This is a genomic window from Lysobacter sp. Root76 (genome assembly GCF_001428685.1).
In the GTDB taxonomy this organism is placed as follows: Bacteria; Pseudomonadota; Gammaproteobacteria; order Xanthomonadales; family Xanthomonadaceae; genus Lysobacter.
Genome location: NZ_LMIK01000005.1, coordinates 32,732 through 49,282, shown reverse-complemented (window position 1 = coordinate 49,282; position 16,551 = coordinate 32,732). Strand labels below are relative to the sequence as shown.

12 protein-coding genes are annotated in these 16,551 nt (G+C 69.7%); 10 read left to right on the top strand and 2 right to left on the bottom strand.

Annotated features, from left to right (window positions below; all coding sequences use genetic code 11):
• Positions 1-50 precede the first annotated feature (50 nt).
• Positions 51-1,139 (bottom strand): LysR family transcriptional regulator, encoded by a 1,089-nt coding sequence (locus ASE10_RS07560; protein WP_055905435.1) that lies wholly within the window; start codon positions 1,137-1,139, stop codon positions 51-53.
• 168 nt (positions 1,140-1,307) lie between these two features.
• Between ASE10_RS07560 and ASE10_RS20555 the strand changes: the two genes are divergently transcribed.
• The 10 genes from ASE10_RS20555 to folE all read left to right on the top strand — a co-directional run bounded on the left by ASE10_RS20555 (position 1,308) and on the right by folE (position 14,703).
• Entirely contained in the window at positions 1,308-1,577 is a 270-nt protein-coding gene (locus ASE10_RS20555) for a DUF2798 domain-containing protein (protein ID WP_055905432.1), read from the top strand.
• On the top strand, positions 1,574-2,515 hold the full coding sequence (locus ASE10_RS07550; protein ID WP_055905429.1) for an SDR family oxidoreductase: 942 nt from the start codon (positions 1,574-1,576) through the stop codon (positions 2,513-2,515). Before ASE10_RS20555 ends, ASE10_RS07550 begins: the two co-directional genes overlap by 4 nt.
• Positions 2,512-3,738 carry an efflux RND transporter periplasmic adaptor subunit gene (locus ASE10_RS07545; protein WP_055905426.1) on the top strand — a complete coding sequence of 409 codons (1,227 nt, stop codon included), beginning with the start codon at positions 2,512-2,514 and terminating at the stop codon, positions 3,736-3,738. The genes ASE10_RS07550 and ASE10_RS07545 overlap by 4 nt, the downstream gene beginning before the upstream one ends.
• A gap of 225 nt (positions 3,739-3,963) precedes the next feature.
• Complete coding sequence (locus tag ASE10_RS07540) at positions 3,964-7,131, top strand: multidrug efflux RND transporter permease subunit (protein ID WP_055905423.1); 3,168 nt, start codon at positions 3,964-3,966, stop codon at positions 7,129-7,131.
• Between the two features lie 100 nt (positions 7,132-7,231).
• Positions 7,232-7,969, top strand: a complete 738-nt coding sequence (locus ASE10_RS07535) for an SDR family oxidoreductase (protein ID WP_055905419.1) — start codon at positions 7,232-7,234, stop codon at positions 7,967-7,969.
• Positions 7,963-9,426 carry an efflux transporter outer membrane subunit gene (locus ASE10_RS07530; protein ID WP_055905415.1) on the top strand — a complete coding sequence of 488 codons (1,464 nt, stop codon included), beginning with the start codon at positions 7,963-7,965 and terminating at the stop codon, positions 9,424-9,426. The genes ASE10_RS07535 and ASE10_RS07530 overlap by 7 nt, the downstream gene beginning before the upstream one ends.
• Positions 9,427-9,783: 357 nt before the next feature.
• The gene (locus ASE10_RS07525) at positions 9,784-10,974 is read left to right on the top strand and encodes a 7TM-DISM domain-containing protein (RefSeq protein WP_082559781.1); all 1,191 of its coding nucleotides are present in this window, start codon (positions 9,784-9,786) and stop codon (positions 10,972-10,974) included.
• A gap of 38 nt (positions 10,975-11,012) precedes the next feature.
• The gene (locus ASE10_RS07520) at positions 11,013-12,206 is read left to right on the top strand and encodes a 7TM-DISM domain-containing protein (RefSeq protein WP_082559780.1); all 1,194 of its coding nucleotides are present in this window, start codon (positions 11,013-11,015) and stop codon (positions 12,204-12,206) included.
• A gap of 92 nt (positions 12,207-12,298) precedes the next feature.
• Complete coding sequence (locus ASE10_RS07515; protein WP_056306190.1) at positions 12,299-14,014, top strand: diguanylate cyclase; 1,716 nt, start codon at positions 12,299-12,301, stop codon at positions 14,012-14,014.
• 95 nt (positions 14,015-14,109) lie between these two features.
• A complete protein-coding gene (folE, locus tag ASE10_RS07510) occupies positions 14,110-14,703 on the top strand; it encodes a GTP cyclohydrolase I FolE (protein WP_055905403.1) in 594 nt (197 codons plus the stop codon).
• Positions 14,704-14,807: 104 nt separating this feature from the next.
• Here folE and ASE10_RS07505 read toward each other — a convergent pair whose 3' ends face one another.
• Complete coding sequence (locus ASE10_RS07505) at positions 14,808-16,334, bottom strand: FAD-dependent oxidoreductase (protein WP_055905400.1); 1,527 nt, start codon at positions 16,332-16,334, stop codon at positions 14,808-14,810.
• Positions 16,335-16,551: the final 217 nt, after the last annotated feature.

Below are 16,551 nucleotides of genomic sequence, written 5' to 3'. Positions count from 1 at the left end.
GGCGATGGTGCGTGCGGTTCGCTTGCGCTCACCGCAGCTGCGGATCCGGCTCAGGCCAGTTCCGCGTCCTCGTCGTGGCGTGCGCCGGCCACGATCGCTTCGACTTCGACTTCCGGCGAAGGCGCGGCCTTGTTCGGACGCTGCTTGGCGACCTTGGCCAGTTCGGCCGCGATCGCCGCGGAGGCGTCCTCGGAGGCCTTGCGGAAACGCTGGCGGTCCGGGCACAGCACCTGCATGTAGTCGGCGTCGAAGTTCAGGCGTTCGACCAGGAAGTCGACGAACGCGCGCACCTTGGGCGACTGCACCTGGCCGCGCGGGAACACCGCGTTGAAGTCCATCTCCGGACCGGTCCAGCCGGCCAGCACGCGCTGCACATAGCCCTGTTCGGCGTAGGCCTTGACCGTGACGTCGCTGGCCAGCATCAGGCCTTCGCCGCACAGCAGCGCGCCCTTGAGCGCGCCGGGGTCGTTGGCGACCAGCACCGGATCGACCCGGTAGTCGATGTTGCGTTCGCCGTCGCTGAGCGTCCATACGTAGGCGCCGTTGCGCCGCGACTTCTGCATCGCCAGGGTGCGGTGGTGCTGCAGATCGTCCGGGTGCAGCGGCTCGCCGTGGCGAGCCAGGTAGTTCGGGCTGGCGTAGACCTGGGTGCGGAACACCGCCAGGCGGCGCGCGATCAGGTTGGAGTCGGGCAGCTCGCCGACGCGCAGGGCGACGTCGATCTCCTTGTCGATGATGTCCAGCGGTTCGTTGGTCAGCAGCATCTCCAGCCGCACCTCGGGATGGCGGGCGTGGAACTCGCCCAGCAGCGGCGCGATCCAGGTGATGCCGACCGAGTACGGCGCGGTGAAGCGCAGCCAGCCGCGCGGGCCGCCCTGCAGCTGGCCGACCGCGCTTTCGGCTTCGTCCAGTTCGCGGGCGATGCGCTGGCAGTGTTCGAAGTAGATGTTGCCGGCCTCGGTCAGGCCGAGCTTGCGGGTCGTGCGGTGCAGCAGCTGCGCGCCCAGGCGCGTCTCCAGATCCTGGACCTTGCGGCTGACCGTGGTCTTGGGGAGCCGCAGCGCGCGCGCCGCGGAGATGAAGCTGCCGTGCTCGACCACCTTGACGAAGATCAGGGTGTCGTTGAGATCGCGGGCCATGGGGGCCTCCGGATTGGGATGACGGGAAGGGCCGTCTCGGACCGGCTGGGGGGAGCCGAGCGGGGCATTAGCCCGATGTCGGGACAATTATTCCCTGAATCAACGGCTAATCAAGTGCCGTTCGTGCGCCTAATCTCTGCGGCACACCCGAAACCCCCTCCCGCCGCCATGTTGACCGCCCGCCAAGCCCGCCTCGCCTTCCTGCCGCTGATGATGATAGCGATGTCAGCCTTGATCGTGCTGGCCGCCATCGTCTTCCGCCAAGGCCTGTCCGAAGGCGCGGAAGAGGCCTGGATGCTGGCCTGGGTGCTGGCTTTCACGGTCGCCCTGCCGACCGCGATGCTGGTGCTGCCGGCGGTGGGCGCCCTGCTGTCGCACCACACTCGCCGCGAAATCATCCCGCTGACGGGAGAAAAAATCCCGGGAGCGGGACAATGAAATCCCCCCTGGTGATTCTGGGCGCCACCGGCGGCGTCGGCCGCGGCGTGGTCCGGGCGGCGGTCAAGGCCGGCTGGCCGGTGATCGCGGTCGCCCGCGGCGGCCGTGAGCTCAAGCTGCTGCAGGCGGCCTACCCCGAGGCCGACCTGACCGTGATCAGCGGCTCGGTCGCCAGCGACGCCGACGGCGCCAAGCTCGCGCGCGCCCTGCGCAAGCTCGGGCGCCCGCTGGCCGGCGTGGTCGCCGCGGTCTGCGGCAGCAACGAGCGCGGCCGCCTGCTCGACCATCCGGCCGCGTTCCTGCGCCGCAAGCTCGACGAAGACCTGCTGCCGCACCTGGCCGCGGCCCGCCACCTGCTGCCCTTGCTCGCCGAGGGCGATCGCGGCGGCAGCTACGTGCTGATCGGCGGCCCCGGCAGCGAGCATCCCTGGGCCGGTTACGGCCACCGCTCGATCGGCGCCGCCGCGCTGCGCATGCTCGCGCGCGTGCTGCACGACGAGGCCCGGCAGATGTCGGTGCGGGTGCAACTGCTCGCGGTCGACATGCCGGTGCGTACCGAACTCAACGATGGCCACGCCTGCCCGGAATGGCCCAGCGCGCTGTCCATCGGCCAGCGTGCGCTGGCCCTGATCGAACAGGCCGAGCAGCGCAGCGAGCCGGCGCGTGCCATCGTTACCTATGCGCGCGCGCCGGGCCCCTCGGCGCTGCCGCCTTACGCGGTCGACCTGTCGGACGACATCGACCGCGAACCCGTCCCACCCGCGGCCCAGACCGCGCGCTTCCAGCCAGCCGCCGCGACGAACGCGACGCCAGCGACCGTTACGCAAGATCCGGATAGCCCTGCCGACTCCAAGGCGCAACGCTGTCTGCAAGACGCTCGCGCACTGCTGAAAGCGATCACTTCTTCGAAAACCAACCAGGAACCCTACCCACAATGAGCCCTCGCAAAGTCCTCGCCCGCTCCGGCCGCGCCGGCCCCGGGCTCCCCGTACTCGCGCTCGCCGCGAGCGTCGTCATTGCCCTGGCGATGGCCGGCTGCGGCAGCCAGGCCGCCGAAGGCGAAGGCGGCGGCATGCCGCCGCCGGCCGACGTCAGCGTCGCCCAGGTGCTGAGCAAGCAGGTCCGCCAGTGGGACGAATTCACCGGTCGCGTCGCGGCGGTGGAATCGGTCGAACTGCGCCCGCGCGTCAGCGGCTACGTCGAACGCGTCGCGTACAAGGAAGGACAGGAGGTCAAGAAAGGCGACCTGCTGTTCGTGATCGACCAGCGCCGCTACCGCGCCGAACTCAACCGCGCCCAGGCCCAGCTGGAACGCGCGCGCGCCGAAGCGCGCCTGGCCCAGACCCAGGACCAGCGCGCCCAGACCCTGGTCGAGGCCAAGGCGATCTCGCGCGAAGAGTTCGAAACCCGCCGCGCCGCGACCACCCAGGGCAACGCCGGCGTGCGCGCCGCCGAAGCCGCGGTGGCTTCGGCCCAGCTGGATCTGACCTTCACCGAAGTGCGTGCGCCGATCAGCGGCCGCGCCGGCCGCGCGCTGATCACCGTCGGCAACCTGGCCCAGGCCGATCAGACCCTGCTGACCACCCTGGTCTCGCAGGATCCGATGTACGTCTACTTCGAAAGCGACGAGCAGACCTACTCGCGCTACAACGACCTGGCCCGCAAGGGCGAGCGCGCCGACAACAAGAACCCGGTCCGCGTCGGTCTGGCCAGCGAAGCCGGCTACCCGCACGAAGGCGCGGTCGACTTCACCGACAACCAGGTCGATCCGACCACCGGTACCATCCGCGCCCGCGCGGTGGTGGCCAACCCGGATCGCCAGTTCACGCCGGGCATGTTCGCGCGCGTGCAGCTGGAAGGCAGCGGCGACTTCAAGGCCATGCTGATCGACGACAAGGCCGTGCTCACCGACCAGGACCGCAAGTACGTCTACGTGCTCGGCCAGAAGAGCGAAGCGGTCCGCAAGGACGTGGTGCTCGGCCGCATGATCGACGGTCTGCGCGTGGTCCAGTCGGGCCTGGCGCCGACCGACAAGGTGATCGTGCACGGTGTGCAGAAGATCTTCTTCCCCGGCGCGCCGGTGGCTCCGAAGACCATCGCGATGGGCGCGCCGGCACCGGTGCCGGGTCAGCCCGTCGCCAGCACCGCCGGGGCGAAGTGATCGCGACACGCTGAACCCTGGGATCCTCCGGACGCCCTGATCCGTCATCCCCGCGAACGCGGGGATCCGGGGCGCTTCGGGCGAGAACGTCAGCGGCTCCGGATCTCCGCCTGCGCGGGGACGACGAGCTAAGCCGGACGCGCTCAGAGGATTTCGCAATCAAGGCCGTCGCCATGGCGACGGCCGGGGACTCATGCGGCTGCAAGCCGCACCAAGGAATCCGTTATGGACTTTTCCAAATTTTTCATCGATCGGCCGATCTTCGCTGCCGTGCTGTCGATCGTGATCTTCGCCGCCGGCCTGATCGCGATACCGATCCTGCCGATCAGCGAATATCCCGAAGTCGTACCGCCGTCGGTGATGGTGCGAACGGTGTACCCGGGCGCCAACCCCAAGGTCATCGCCGAAACCGTCGCCACGCCGTTGGAAGAAGCGATCAACGGCGTCGAAGACATGATGTACATCAAGTCGGTCGCCGGTTCCGACGGCGTGCTGGCGATCACCGTCACCTTCCGTCCCGGCACCGATCCCGACGATGCCGCCGTGCGCGTGCAGAACCGGGTCAGCCAGGCGCTGGCGCGACTGCCTGAGGACGTGCGCCGGCAAGGCGTGACGACCCAGAAGCAGTCGCCGGTGTTCCTGATGGTGGTGCACCTGACTTCGCCCAACGGCAAGTACGACACCCTGTACCTGCGCAACTACGCCCGTCTGCACGTCAAGGATTCGCTGGCGCGCCTGTCGGGCGTCGGCGACGCGCAGATCTTCGGCGGCGGCGACTACGCCATGCGCGTCTGGCTGGACCCGGACAAGGTCGCCTCGCGCGGCCTGACCGCCAGCGACGTGCTGCGCGCCATGCGCGAGCAGAACGTGCAGGTCTCGGCCGGCCAGCTCGGCGCCGAGCCCATGCCCAACAGCGACTTCCTGACCCTGATCAACGCCAAGGGCCGCCTGCAGAGCCAGGAAGAGTTCGGCAACATCGTGGTCAAGAGCGGCGCCGACGGCGAGATCGTGCGCCTGTCCGACGTCGCCCGCCTGGAACTGGGCGCCGGCGATTACAGCCTGCGTTCGCAGCTGGACGGCAAGAACGCGGTCGGCATCGGTATCTTCCAGTCGCCGGGCGCCAACGCGCTGGAGATCCAGGAGCAGGTGATCGCCAACATGGATCGCCTGTCCAAGAGCTTCCCGGAAGGCATCAAGTACGAGGCGGTCTACGACACGACCATCTTCGTGCGCGATTCGATCAAGGCCGTGGTCACCACGCTGCTGGAAGCGATCGCGCTGGTGGTGCTGGTGGTGATCCTGTTCCTGCAGACCTGGCGCGCCTCGATCATCCCCTTGCTGGCCGTCCCGGTCTCGGTGGTCGGCACCTTCGCCGCCCTGTACCTGCTCGGCTTCTCGATCAACACCCTGACCCTGTTCGGTCTGGTGCTGGCGATCGGCATCGTGGTCGACGACGCGATCGTGGTGGTGGAGAACGTCGAACGCAACATCGAGGAAGGCCTGACTCCGCTGGCCGCGGCGCACCAGGCGATGAAGGAAGTGTCCGGCCCGATCGTCGCGATCGCGCTGGTGCTGTGCGCGGTGTTCGTGCCGATGGCGTTCCTGTCGGGCGTGACCGGCCAGTTCTACAAGCAGTTCGCGGTGACCATCGCCATCTCGACGGTGATCTCGGCGATCAACTCGCTGACCCTGTCGCCGGCCCTGGCCGCGCGCCTGCTCAAGCCGCACGACGCCGCCAAGGACGCACCCTCGCGCCTGATCGACCGCCTGTTCGGCTGGATCTTCCGTCCGTTCAACCGCTTCTTCGCCTCCAGTTCGCAGAAGTACCAGGGCGCGGTCAAACGCACGCTGGGCAAGCGCGGCGCGGTGTTCGTGGTCTACGCGGTGCTGTTGGTCGCGACCGGCTTCATGTTCAAGATCGTGCCGGCCGGCTTCATCCCGCTGCAGGACAAGCTGTACCTGATCGCGGCGGTGAAATTGCCGGAAGGCTCGTCGATCGCGCGTACCGACGCCCTGCTGAAGAAGGTCACCGACATCGCCAGCGGCATCGACGGTGTGCAGAACACGATCTCCTTCCCGGGTTTGAACGCGGTGCAGTTCACCAACACGCCCAACACCGGCGTGGCGTTCCTGCCGCTCAAGCCCTTCGCCGAGCGCAGCCGTAGCGCGGTGGAGATCACCGCCGAGCTCAACCAGAAGATCGGCGGCTTCCAGGAAGGCTTCACCTTCGCCCTGATGCCGCCGCCGATCCTCGGCCTGGGCAATGGTGCGGGCTACCAGATGTTCATCGAGGACCGCAGCAACCTGGGTTACGGCGCGCTGCAGAACGCGGTCAGCGGGTTCCAGGGCACGGTCATGCAGACCCCGGGCATGGGCTACGCCAACAGCACCTACCAGGCCAACGTGCCGCAGCTCGACGCCGAAGTCGACCGCGTCAAGGCCAAGGCCCAGGGCGTGCCGCTGACCGAATTGTTCGACACCCTGCAGACCTATCTGGGCTCGGCCTACGTCAACGACTTCAACCAGTTCGGCCGCACCTGGCAGGTCATCGCCCAGGCCGACGGTTCGTTCCGCGACAGCGTCGAGGACATCGCCAACCTGCGTACCCGCAACGACCGCGGCGAGATGGTGCCGATCGGCTCGATGGTCAGCGTCAAGCAGACCTACGGCCCCGACCCGGTGCTGCGCTACAACGGCTACCCGGCCGCCGACATCGCCGGCGACGTCGATCCGCGCGTGATGTCCTCGGCCCAGGCCATGGACGTGGTCAAGAACGTGGCCGCCAAGGTGCTGCCGCACGGCATGGAAATCGAATGGACCGACCTGAGCTACCAGCAGGCCAGCCAGGGCAATGCCGCGATGATCGTGTTCCCACTCGCCATCCTGCTCGCGTTCCTGGTGCTGGCCGCGCTGTACGAAAGCTGGACCCTGCCGCTGGCGGTGATCCTGATCGTGCCGATGTGCATGCTGTCCGCGCTGCTCGGCGTATGGCTGACCGGCGGCGACAACAACGTGTTCGTGCAGGTCGGTCTGGTGGTGCTGATGGGCCTGGCCTGTAAGAACGCCATCCTGATCGTCGAGTTCGCCCGCGAGCTGGAACTGCAGGGCAAGGGCATCGTCGAAGCCGCGCTGGAAGCGTGCCGCCTGCGTCTGCGCCCGATCGTGATGACCTCGATCGCGTTCATCGCCGGCACCGTGCCGCTGGTGCTGTCGCATGGCGCCGGTGCGGAAATCCGCTCGGTCACCGGCATCACGGTGTTCGCCGGCATGTTGGGCGTGACCCTGTTCGGTCTGTTCCTGACCCCGGTGTTCTACGTCGCCCTGCGCAAGCTGGCCGGCAGCAAGCCGCTGGTGAACCACTCGGCCGATCACGTTGCCTCCGCGCATGCCTGATCGGCGCACGCCCACGCTGCAAGGTCTGGCGGTGGATTCTTCCACCGCCGGGCCCTCGGACCGGATCCGGTCCGTCCCCCACGAAACAAGGAACTTCCCCATGGCTAACCCACACGCTTCCAAGATCGCGCTGGTCACCGGCGCCACTCGCGGCATCGGCCTGGAGACCGTGCGCCAGCTCGCCACCGAAGGCGTGCATGTGCTGCTGGCCGGACGCGATCGCGGCAAGGCGGTCGACGCCGCGCTGCAGTTGCAGGCGCAGGGCCTGCCGGTCGAGGCGATCGCGCTGGACGTCACCAGCGACAGCAGCATCGCCGCGGCGGCCGAAGAGGTCGCCGCCAAGCACGGCCGCCTCGACATCCTGGTCAACAACGCCGGCGTGTTCCGCGACGACGGCCAGCTCAAGCCTTCGCAGCAGAGCCTGGACGTCTGGCTGGAGACCTTCAACACCAACCTGTTCGGCCTGATCGCGACCACCCAGGCTTTCCTGCCGCTGCTGCATAAAGCGCCGGCCGCGCGCATCGTCAACGTGTCCAGCATCCTCGGCTCGATCGCGCTGCACCAGGATCCGGCCTCGCCGATCTATCACTACAAGGTGCCGGCCTACAACGTCTCCAAGACCGCGGTGAACGCCTGGACCGCGCACCTGGCCTACGAGCTGCGCGACACCCCGCACAAGGTCAACACCCTCCACCCCGGCTCGGTGAAGACCGACATGAACGCCAACGGCGACATGAGCATTCCCGACGGCGCGCGCACCAGCGTGCGCCTGGCCCTGATCGACGAAGCCGGCCCCAGCGGCGGCTACTACCACTTGGAGGAAACCCTGCCATGGTGATCCGTACTCTGGCGCTCGGCGTCGCCGCGGCGCTGCTGAGCGCCTGCGCGGTCGGCCCCGACTACGTGCGCCCGACCCTGGCCACGCCGGACAATTTCGCCCGCGCCGGCGAAACCGTCGCGGTCGCGGATTCCGGCGCTGCCGATACCGCGGCACCGGAAGCCGACGTCGAATTCTGGCGCGGCTTCAACGACCCGATGCTGACCCAGCTGGTCGAGGACGCGCTGTCGGCCAACCACGATCTGCGCATCGCGCTGTCGCGTTACGACCGCGCCAACGCCCTGCTGCGCGGCGCCAAGTTCGACCGCTTCCCGACCCTGACCGCCAGCGCCAACGCCCAGGACGCGCGTTCCAGCGCCGACCAGCTGCCGGGCGTGGCCCAAAGCGGTCGCGACAACGAAAGCTACAGTGCCGGCGTCAACGCGACCTGGGAACTGGACCTGTGGGGCCGCGTGCGCCGCAACGTCGAATCGCAGCGCGCCGACACCTGGGCCACCGCTGCGGACTTGCAGGCGATGCAGGTCACGATCGTCGGCGAAGTCGCCGGCGGTTACGTCGATCTGCGCGGCCTGCAGGAACGCCTGCGGGTGGCGCGCGAAAACGCCGATAACCAGCGCGAAACCCTGCGCCTGGTCGATGCGCGCTTCTCCGCCGGCCGCGGCACCGAGTTCGACACCTCGCGCGCCCGCGCCCAGCTCGAAGCCACGCTGTCGCGGGTGCCGGCGTTGGAAGCCCAGGTCGCCGTCGCCATGCACCGCCTGGCGGTGCTGACCGGGCGCACGCCCGACGCCCTGATCGCCCAGCTCGAACCGCAGCAGCCGCTGCCGGCCTTGCCGGCGCGACTGGACGCCGGCACGCCGGGCGAGCTGCTGCGCCGTCGTCCCGACGTCGCCGCCGCCGAGCATCGTCTGCACGCGGCCACCGCGCGCATCGGCGTGGCCACCGCCGACCTGTTCCCGCGCTTCACCCTGGGCGGGCTGATCGGCAGCCAGGCGATCGACAGCAGCGCGCTGTTCGAACGCGCCAGCGAAACCCGCCTGGTCGCGCTCGGCATCGACTGGTCGTTCCTGGACATCGGCCGTGTGCGTGCGCGTATCGCCGCCAGCGATGCCGATGCCGCCGGCGAACTCGCGCGTTATCAGCAGGCCGTGCTGCTGGCGCTGGAAGACACCGAGAACGCCTTGGTGCGCTACGGCCGTGCGCGTATCGAGGACGGCCATCTGGAACGCGCGGCGCAGGACAGCGCCAAGGCCGCCCAGCTGGCGCGGGTGCGTTACGAGGCCGGCGCCGCCGACCTGTTCGAAGTGCTCGACGCCGAACGCACCCAGCTGCAGGCCCAGGACGCCTTCGCCGACGGCCGTACCCGCAGCGTCACCGGCGCGGTCGCGCTGTACAAGGCGCTGGCCGGCGGCTGGTCGTCGCGCACGCCGCTGCGCGAGGACGTCGCCCGGCGCTGAGGCCATGGTTTTGCGGCGGTCGGCCCGGCCGTCGCACGGCCCGCCTCCTGGTGGCGGGCCGGTTTTCTCCACCGCGCGCGGATGACGGCCCCGGCCGGATCCGCGTGAGCCGGGCGCGGATTCCGATCCGCGCCCGGTGACGGTTTCGAACGATGCAGCGTCGTCCGCGGTGCGGTGCCGACCCGTCAGTTCGGGGTCGCCTCGCGCGGTCGTTGCATTTCTTTCTCGCCGACGGGTCGGCGAGCGGCGCAGGTCCCTCCCCCTCGCGTGCGCCGCTGTCGCCCCGTCGGTTTTCTTTTCGCCTCCCGCCGCGCAGGCGCTAGACTCCCCGTCGCGGTCGCACGGGGATTCGGAAGCATGCGCAGGATGGGGAAGTGGGCGGGGCTCGCGCTGTGGTTCGCGCTGGCCTGGGCATTCGCCGCCCCCGCCGCCGCGCAGACGCTCACGGTGGAATGGCTGCGGGTCGAGGGCGCGCAGAAGTCGCTGCCCGACGCGGCGCCGGTGCGGGCGCGATGGACCAGTGCGAACCCCGAGGCGCCGGCACACCTGGAGTTGCCGCGGCACCGCGGCGGGCATTGGCTGCGCCTGCGCGTCGACGCTGACATCGTTGGCAGCGAACAGCGCGTCATCGGCGTGCAGGGTGCGCGCGTGTATGGATTGATCGGCTACTACCTGCCCGGATCCGACCGGCTGACCCTGCCCAGCCTGGTGCGCGGCAACGAGTCCCTGCTGCTGCGCCCGGGCTGGGCCCTGCCTCTGCCGGCGGGATGGAAACGCGCCGATACCGCCTACATCCGCATGCAAGGCGAAATTCCGGTCGTGCTGAGCGTGAACCTGTCGACCCGCGCCGAGTTCGCGCGCCAGCGCGAAGGCGCGCGCCGCTTCACCATAGCCGCCTACGCCGCCCTGCTGCTGATGACCCTGGCCGTGGCCGGTCTGTGGGCGATGTCGCGCGAGGCGGTGTACCTGTACTACCTCGGCTATCTGGTCTGCATCTCGGTGTACATGCTGATGATGTCGAACTGGCTGGAGGTACCCGAGCATTGGGCCAGCCAGGACGTGCGCCGCGAAGCCATCCCCTGGTTCATGGCGACCATGACCACCGTGTTCCAGATCGCCTTCACGGTGCGCTTCCTCGACTTGCCGCGGCTGCTGCCGTGCGCCGCGCGCGTGCTGCACGCGATCGTGTGGGCGAACCTGGCCTGGCTGGCGGTGCTGGTGTTCGCCTATCGGGCCACCAAGCATTACTGGTATCTGGGCGGCAACGGCTTGCTGCTGCTGGTCATCCCGACCCTCGTCTATGCCGCGATCGCGGCCTGGCGGCGCGGCGCCGAGTACGCCGGCTACTACCTGCTGGGCTGGACGCCGCTGATGGTCTTCGCCGGCCTGATCGCCGCCAAGACCTTCGGATTCGGCAGCTTCGGCTGGGACGAACACGGCCTGGTGCTGGCGGTGGTGCTGGAATCGGGCGTGCTGATGATGGCGCTGACCCAGCGCGCGGCCGCGCGCCATCGGCGCGCGCTGCTGGCGAAGCCGGCGCGGACGTGAGTCGTTAGACTCCAGCCACGCGGACGGTGAGATCGGCTATGCCAAGGAAAGTGGGCGCTGCATGGATCGCGATGGTGTTCGCGCTGGCCGCTTTGTTCGCGCTCGCGGCCCCTGCGCAGACGCTGACGGTCGAACGCCTGGACGCCGACGGCAGCGGCTGGGCGCGCCCGGACACCGCGAACGCGACCCAGCGCTGGACGACGGCCAACGCCGATGCTCTGGTGCGCATCGATCTGCCGCGCAACCGGCACGGGCGTTGGCTGCGTTTCAGCGTCGATCGCGACGTCGCCGCCGCCAGCCGGCGCGTCATCGTTTTGCGTAGCGCGCGCGCTTACGGCTACGTCGGCTATTACCCGCCCGGCTCGACGCGGATAGCGCTGATCGGCTATGTGCGCGAGGAAGGCCCCATGCTGCTGCGACGCGGCTGGGCGCTGCCGCTGGAGGCCGACTGGAAGGCCGGCGTGGCGGCTTACGGGCGCCTCGACGCGCGCCACGATACGACGCTCGACATCGGCCTGGCCGATCGCGACGAGCTGACGCGCGAGCTGGAAAGCGATCGCCGCTTCGCGATCGTCGTCTACGCTCTAATGCTGACGATGACCCTGGTGGTGGCCGGTTTCTGGGTCGCGTCGCGCGATCCGATGTACCTGTACTACTGCGGCTACATGATCTGCCTGTCCGCCTACCTGTTGATGATGACGGGCTGGATCAAGCTGCCGGACGAGTGGGTGGGGTCGGCGGCGCAGCGCGACGGCGCACCCTGGTTCGTCGCCACCCTGACCACCATGTTCCAGCTGTGCTTCAGCGTGCGTTTCCTGGAGTTGCCGCGCCTGCTGCCGCGGGCGGCGATCGCGTTGCGCGCGATCGTATGGGCCAACGCGATCGCGCTGGCGGCGCTGGTCCTGGCCTTCGACCACGTCTACCAGTACTGGTACATGGCGGGCAACGGCCTGCTGCTGCTGACGATTCCGACCCTCGTGTACGCCGCGGTCGCCGCCTGGCGGCGCGGCGCCCGGTATGCGGGCTATTACTTGATCGGCTGGACGCCGCTGATGCTGTTCGCCGGTCTGATCGCCGCCAAGGCCTTCGGCTTCGGCGATTCCTACCTGACCGAGCGCGGCCTGTTGCTGGCGGTGGTACTGGAAACCGGCGTGTTGATGATCGCCCTGACCCAGCACGCCGCCGACCGGCAGCGGCAGCTGCCGCCGCGACGGTCGGCGGAGCGCGGCTGAGGTTTTCGCGCTGCCGCGATGAGCACGGTCAGGCCGGCGTCGCGCGCCGGCACGAAGCGGCCGCGGCCGCCCGCAGACGTTAGACTCCGCGCATGCCGTTGGGGAATCGAGGGACGCGTCGGATCTGGGGCAGCGCGTGGCTGGCGCTGACGCTGGCGCTTGCCTGCGCCTTCAGTGCGCCGGTCGCGGCGCAGGCCCTGAAGGCCGAGCTGCTGTTGACCGAAGGCGAACTCGACGGGCCGCCGGCCTCCGCGCCGGTGACCGCGCGCTCCACCGCCGAGGAGCCCGGCGACCTGGTCTACTTGACCATGCCACGGCGCCAGGCCGGCTATTGGATCCGCCTGACCACCGATCGCAGCATCGCAGCCAGCGAAAGCCGGCTGCTGGTGCTGCGCGGCGCGCGCGCGCGCGGCCCGGTCACCTATTACCCGCCGGGCGCGGCGCCGCGCATCGTCAACGACGCCGAGAACGGCGGCCCGGTGCTGCTGCGGCGCGGCTGGGTGCTGCCGCTGCCCCACGGCTGGACCCGCGGCGACGTCGCCTACCTGCGTGTGGGCGGCAACACCGCCGAGGCGCTGAGCCTGCGTTTCGCGACCGTGCCCGAACTCGCGCGCCAGGAGCGCGGCGATTCGCGTTTCATGGTCGCCGCGTTCACCGCGATGATGCTGATGGCGGTGGCGATGCTGGCCATCTGGTACGCCTTCCGCGACCTGGTCTACCTGGCCTACGGCGCCTACCTGGCCTGCGCTGCGATCTATCTGCTGATGGTGTCGGGCGATGCGGCCGAGATGTGGGGCCTGGCCGGCCTGGCCAGCGGACGCCTGACCATGACCTGGACCCTGGCCACTTTGGCGACGGTTTTCCAGCTCGGTTTCAGCCTGCGTTTCCTGGAACTGCCGCGCCTGCTGCCGCGCCTGGCGATCCTGGTGCGCACCGTGCAGTGGGCCAACCTCGCCTGGCTGGCGGTGCTGCTGGTGCTGCGCGAGCGCGTGCACGGCTTCTGGTACATCGGCGGCAACGCGCTGCTGCTGGTCGGCATTCCGCTGATGTTCGTGGCCGCGATCATGGCCTGGCGCCGCGGCGCGCCGTATGCGGGCTACTACCTGCTGGGCTGGACGCCGCTGCTGCTGTTCGTCGGCGTGCTCGCGGCCTATCCCTTCGGCGTCGGCCGCGCCGAATGGGCCGACCGCGGCCTGGCGCTGGCGGCGGTACTGGAATCGGGCGTGTTGGCCCTGGCTTTGAGCCAGCACGCGGCCAACCGTCACCGCCTGGCACTGCTGGCGCGCCAATCCGGCGACCGCGACCCGCTCACCGGCACGCTCAATGCCGCCGCGCTGCGGCTGCTGCTGGAAACCTGGTCGGCACCGGGCAGCCTGGGACTCAAGCATCACGGCCTGCTGCTGCTGGACCTGGACCGCTTCGGCGAGATCAACGCCCGCTACGGCCGCGCCATCGGCGATGCGCTGCTGCAGCAGGCGCTGGCGCGGATCCGCGGGGTGCTGCGTCCGGACGACACCATCGCGCGCATGGGCGGCGACAGCTTCGCAGTGGTGGCCGAATGCGAGCGCGTCGACTGCGAGCTGCTCGGCCGCCGCCTCGCCGACGCCTTCAGCCAGCGTCCGTTCCGCATCGACGGCCACGAGATCGCGGCCAGCGCCAGCGTCGGCCTGGCGATGGCGCAACGCGGCGAACCGGTGCAGAGCCTGCTCGATCGCGCCGAACAGGCCTTGGCCGGCGCGCGCAGCGCCGGCCGCAACACCGTCGGGGTGGCGCCGGCCGCGACGCTGCCGACGCCGGAGCCGGGCTGAGCCGACCGCGCCGCGCCGGTCGCGGAACGCTGTGTGTTTCCGATGCCCGAGCGCAGTGGAGTAGGATGCCCATCCCCCATTGCTGAGGCTGCGTCATGGCCGACGACAAGAACAAGCCGACCCGCGAGCAGGCCGAGGCGGCCGTCCGCACGCTGCTGGGTTGGGCCGGCGAAGACCCCGCCCGCGAGGGCCTGCTCGACACGCCCAAGCGCGTGGTCGAGGCCTACGGCGACTGGTTCAGCGGCTACGACGACGATCCGCGCGAGTACCTGGCGCGCACCTTCGAGGAGGTCGCCGGCTACGACGAAATGATCGTGCTGCGCGACATCGAATTCGAAAGCCATTGCGAGCACCACATGGCGCCGATCATCGGCAAGGCGCATGTCGGCTATCTGCCCAACGGCAAGGTCGTGGGCATCAGCAAGCTCGCGCGCGTGGTCGAAACCTACGCGCGCCGCTTCCAGGTCCAGGAAAAGATGACCGCGCAGATCGCGCAGTCGATCCAGGACGTGCTGCAGCCGCTCGGCGTCGGCGTGGTGATCGAGGGCGCGCACGAATGCATGACCACGCGCGGCGTGCACAAGCGCGGCGTCAGCATGATCACCTCGAAGATGCTCGGCACCTTCCGCGAGGACGCACGCACGCGTGCGGAATTCCTGCGCTTCATCGACGTCGGTCCGGGGCGCTAACAGCGGCCCCACTCATCCTGCCGGCACCGTCGCCAAGCCCCTCTCCCGCCTGCGGGAGAGGGGTTGGGGTGAGGGCCCGCAGCAACGACCCCGCGTCGTAAGCCTCAGCCCGCCACCACCGCCGCTTCAATCTCGCGCGCAGCCGCCGGCGCTTGTTCCCGCAGCAGCGCCACGATCCCCGCCGCCGCCTCGCGCCCTTCGTACGCGGCCGTCACCACCAGGTCCGCGCCGCGCACGCCGTCGCCGCCGGCGAACACGCGCGGATGCGTGGTCTGGAACGGACGCGTCGCCGCCACGGCGCCGCCGCGCGACTTGCAGCCGCCCTTGTTCGGTACCCGGATGCGGCCGTCGTTCTCCAGTTCGATCCCGTGCGCGGCCAGCCAGGCCGGCGGATCGGGCTGGAAGCCGAACGCGATCACGACCACGTCCGCGTCCAGCACCGACTCGCTGCCGGGCACGATCTCGGCGCGTTGGCGGCCGCGCGCATCGGGCGCGCCGAGCACGGTTTCGGCCACGCGCACGCCGCTGACCCGGTCTTCGCCGAGCAGCGCCAGCGGCTGGCGGTTGAACAGGAAGCGCACGCCTTCTTCGCGCGCGTTGGCGACCTCGCGCGCCGAGCCGGGCATGTTGGCCTCGTCGCGGCGGTACACGCAGCTGACTTCGGCCGCGCCCAGGCGCACCGCGCTGCGCACGCAGTCCATGCCGGTATCGCCGCCGCCGAGCACGACCACGCGCTTGCCGCGCAGGTCGGGCAGTTCGATATGGTCTTCCCAGCCCGCGATCGCGCGGCCCTCGACCCGCTCCGCGCCCTGCACCAGGCGCCCGTTCTGGACCAGGAACGGCAGCGCCGGCAGCACGTTGGCCAGATCCTGTCCCGGCAGGCCGCCGTCGGTGTAGCGGTAGCTGCCCAGCCCCAGGAACACCGCGTCGAAGTCGGCCAGCAGGCTGTCGAAGGCGACATCGCGGCCGATCTCGACACCGAGCCGGAACTCCACGCCCATGCCTTCGAGCACCTCGCGCCGGGTCGCGATCACCGACTTCTCCAGCTTGAAGCTGGGAATGCCGAAGTGCAGCAGTCCGCCGATCGCCTCGTAACGGTCGAACACCACCGCATCGATGCCGGCGCGCGCCAGGCGGTCGGCGCAGGCCAGCCCGGCCGGTCCGGCGCCGACCACGGCCACGCGCTTGCCCATGCGCTGCACGGTCGACAGGTCCGGGCGCCAACCGCCGCTGAGCGCCTTGTCGACGATGTACTTCTCGACCGCGCCGATGGTGACCGCGCCGAAGCCGTCGTTGAGCGTGCAGCTGCCTTCGCACAGACGGTCCTGCGGGCAGACGCGGCCGCAGATCTCGGGCAGCGGATTGGTTTCGTGGCACAGCGCCGCGGCTTCGTCGACGCGGCCTTCGCGCGCCAGTTCCAGCCAGTTGGGAATGTAGTTGTGCAGCGGGCAGGCCCAGCCGCAGTAGGGATTGCCGCAGTCCAGGCAGCGCCCGGCCTGCTTCTTGGCCTCGGCTTCGCCGAAACGGCCGTAGAGTTCGCCCCAGTCGCCGCCCTGGCGCAGCGCCAGCGGGATCCGCGTCGGCATCTCGCGCGGCGCTTCGCGGAATTGGAACACCTGCTTCTTGCTCATCCTGCCTGACCCCGTGGGCTACGTTGTCGCATCGCCTGGCGGCGTGCGGCGGCGCACGAACCTGCGGTCCGCAGGCTCGCCATTTCACCCTCGGTCGAGGAGGGCGGGCCTACCGGTTTGTAGCGCGACGCACGAATATCCGGCGGCATCGTCTTTGCCGTTGCGTCCGCAAGACTGAGCCAAAGAGTATTGGCGCCTGTAACGAAAGAGGTGGAAA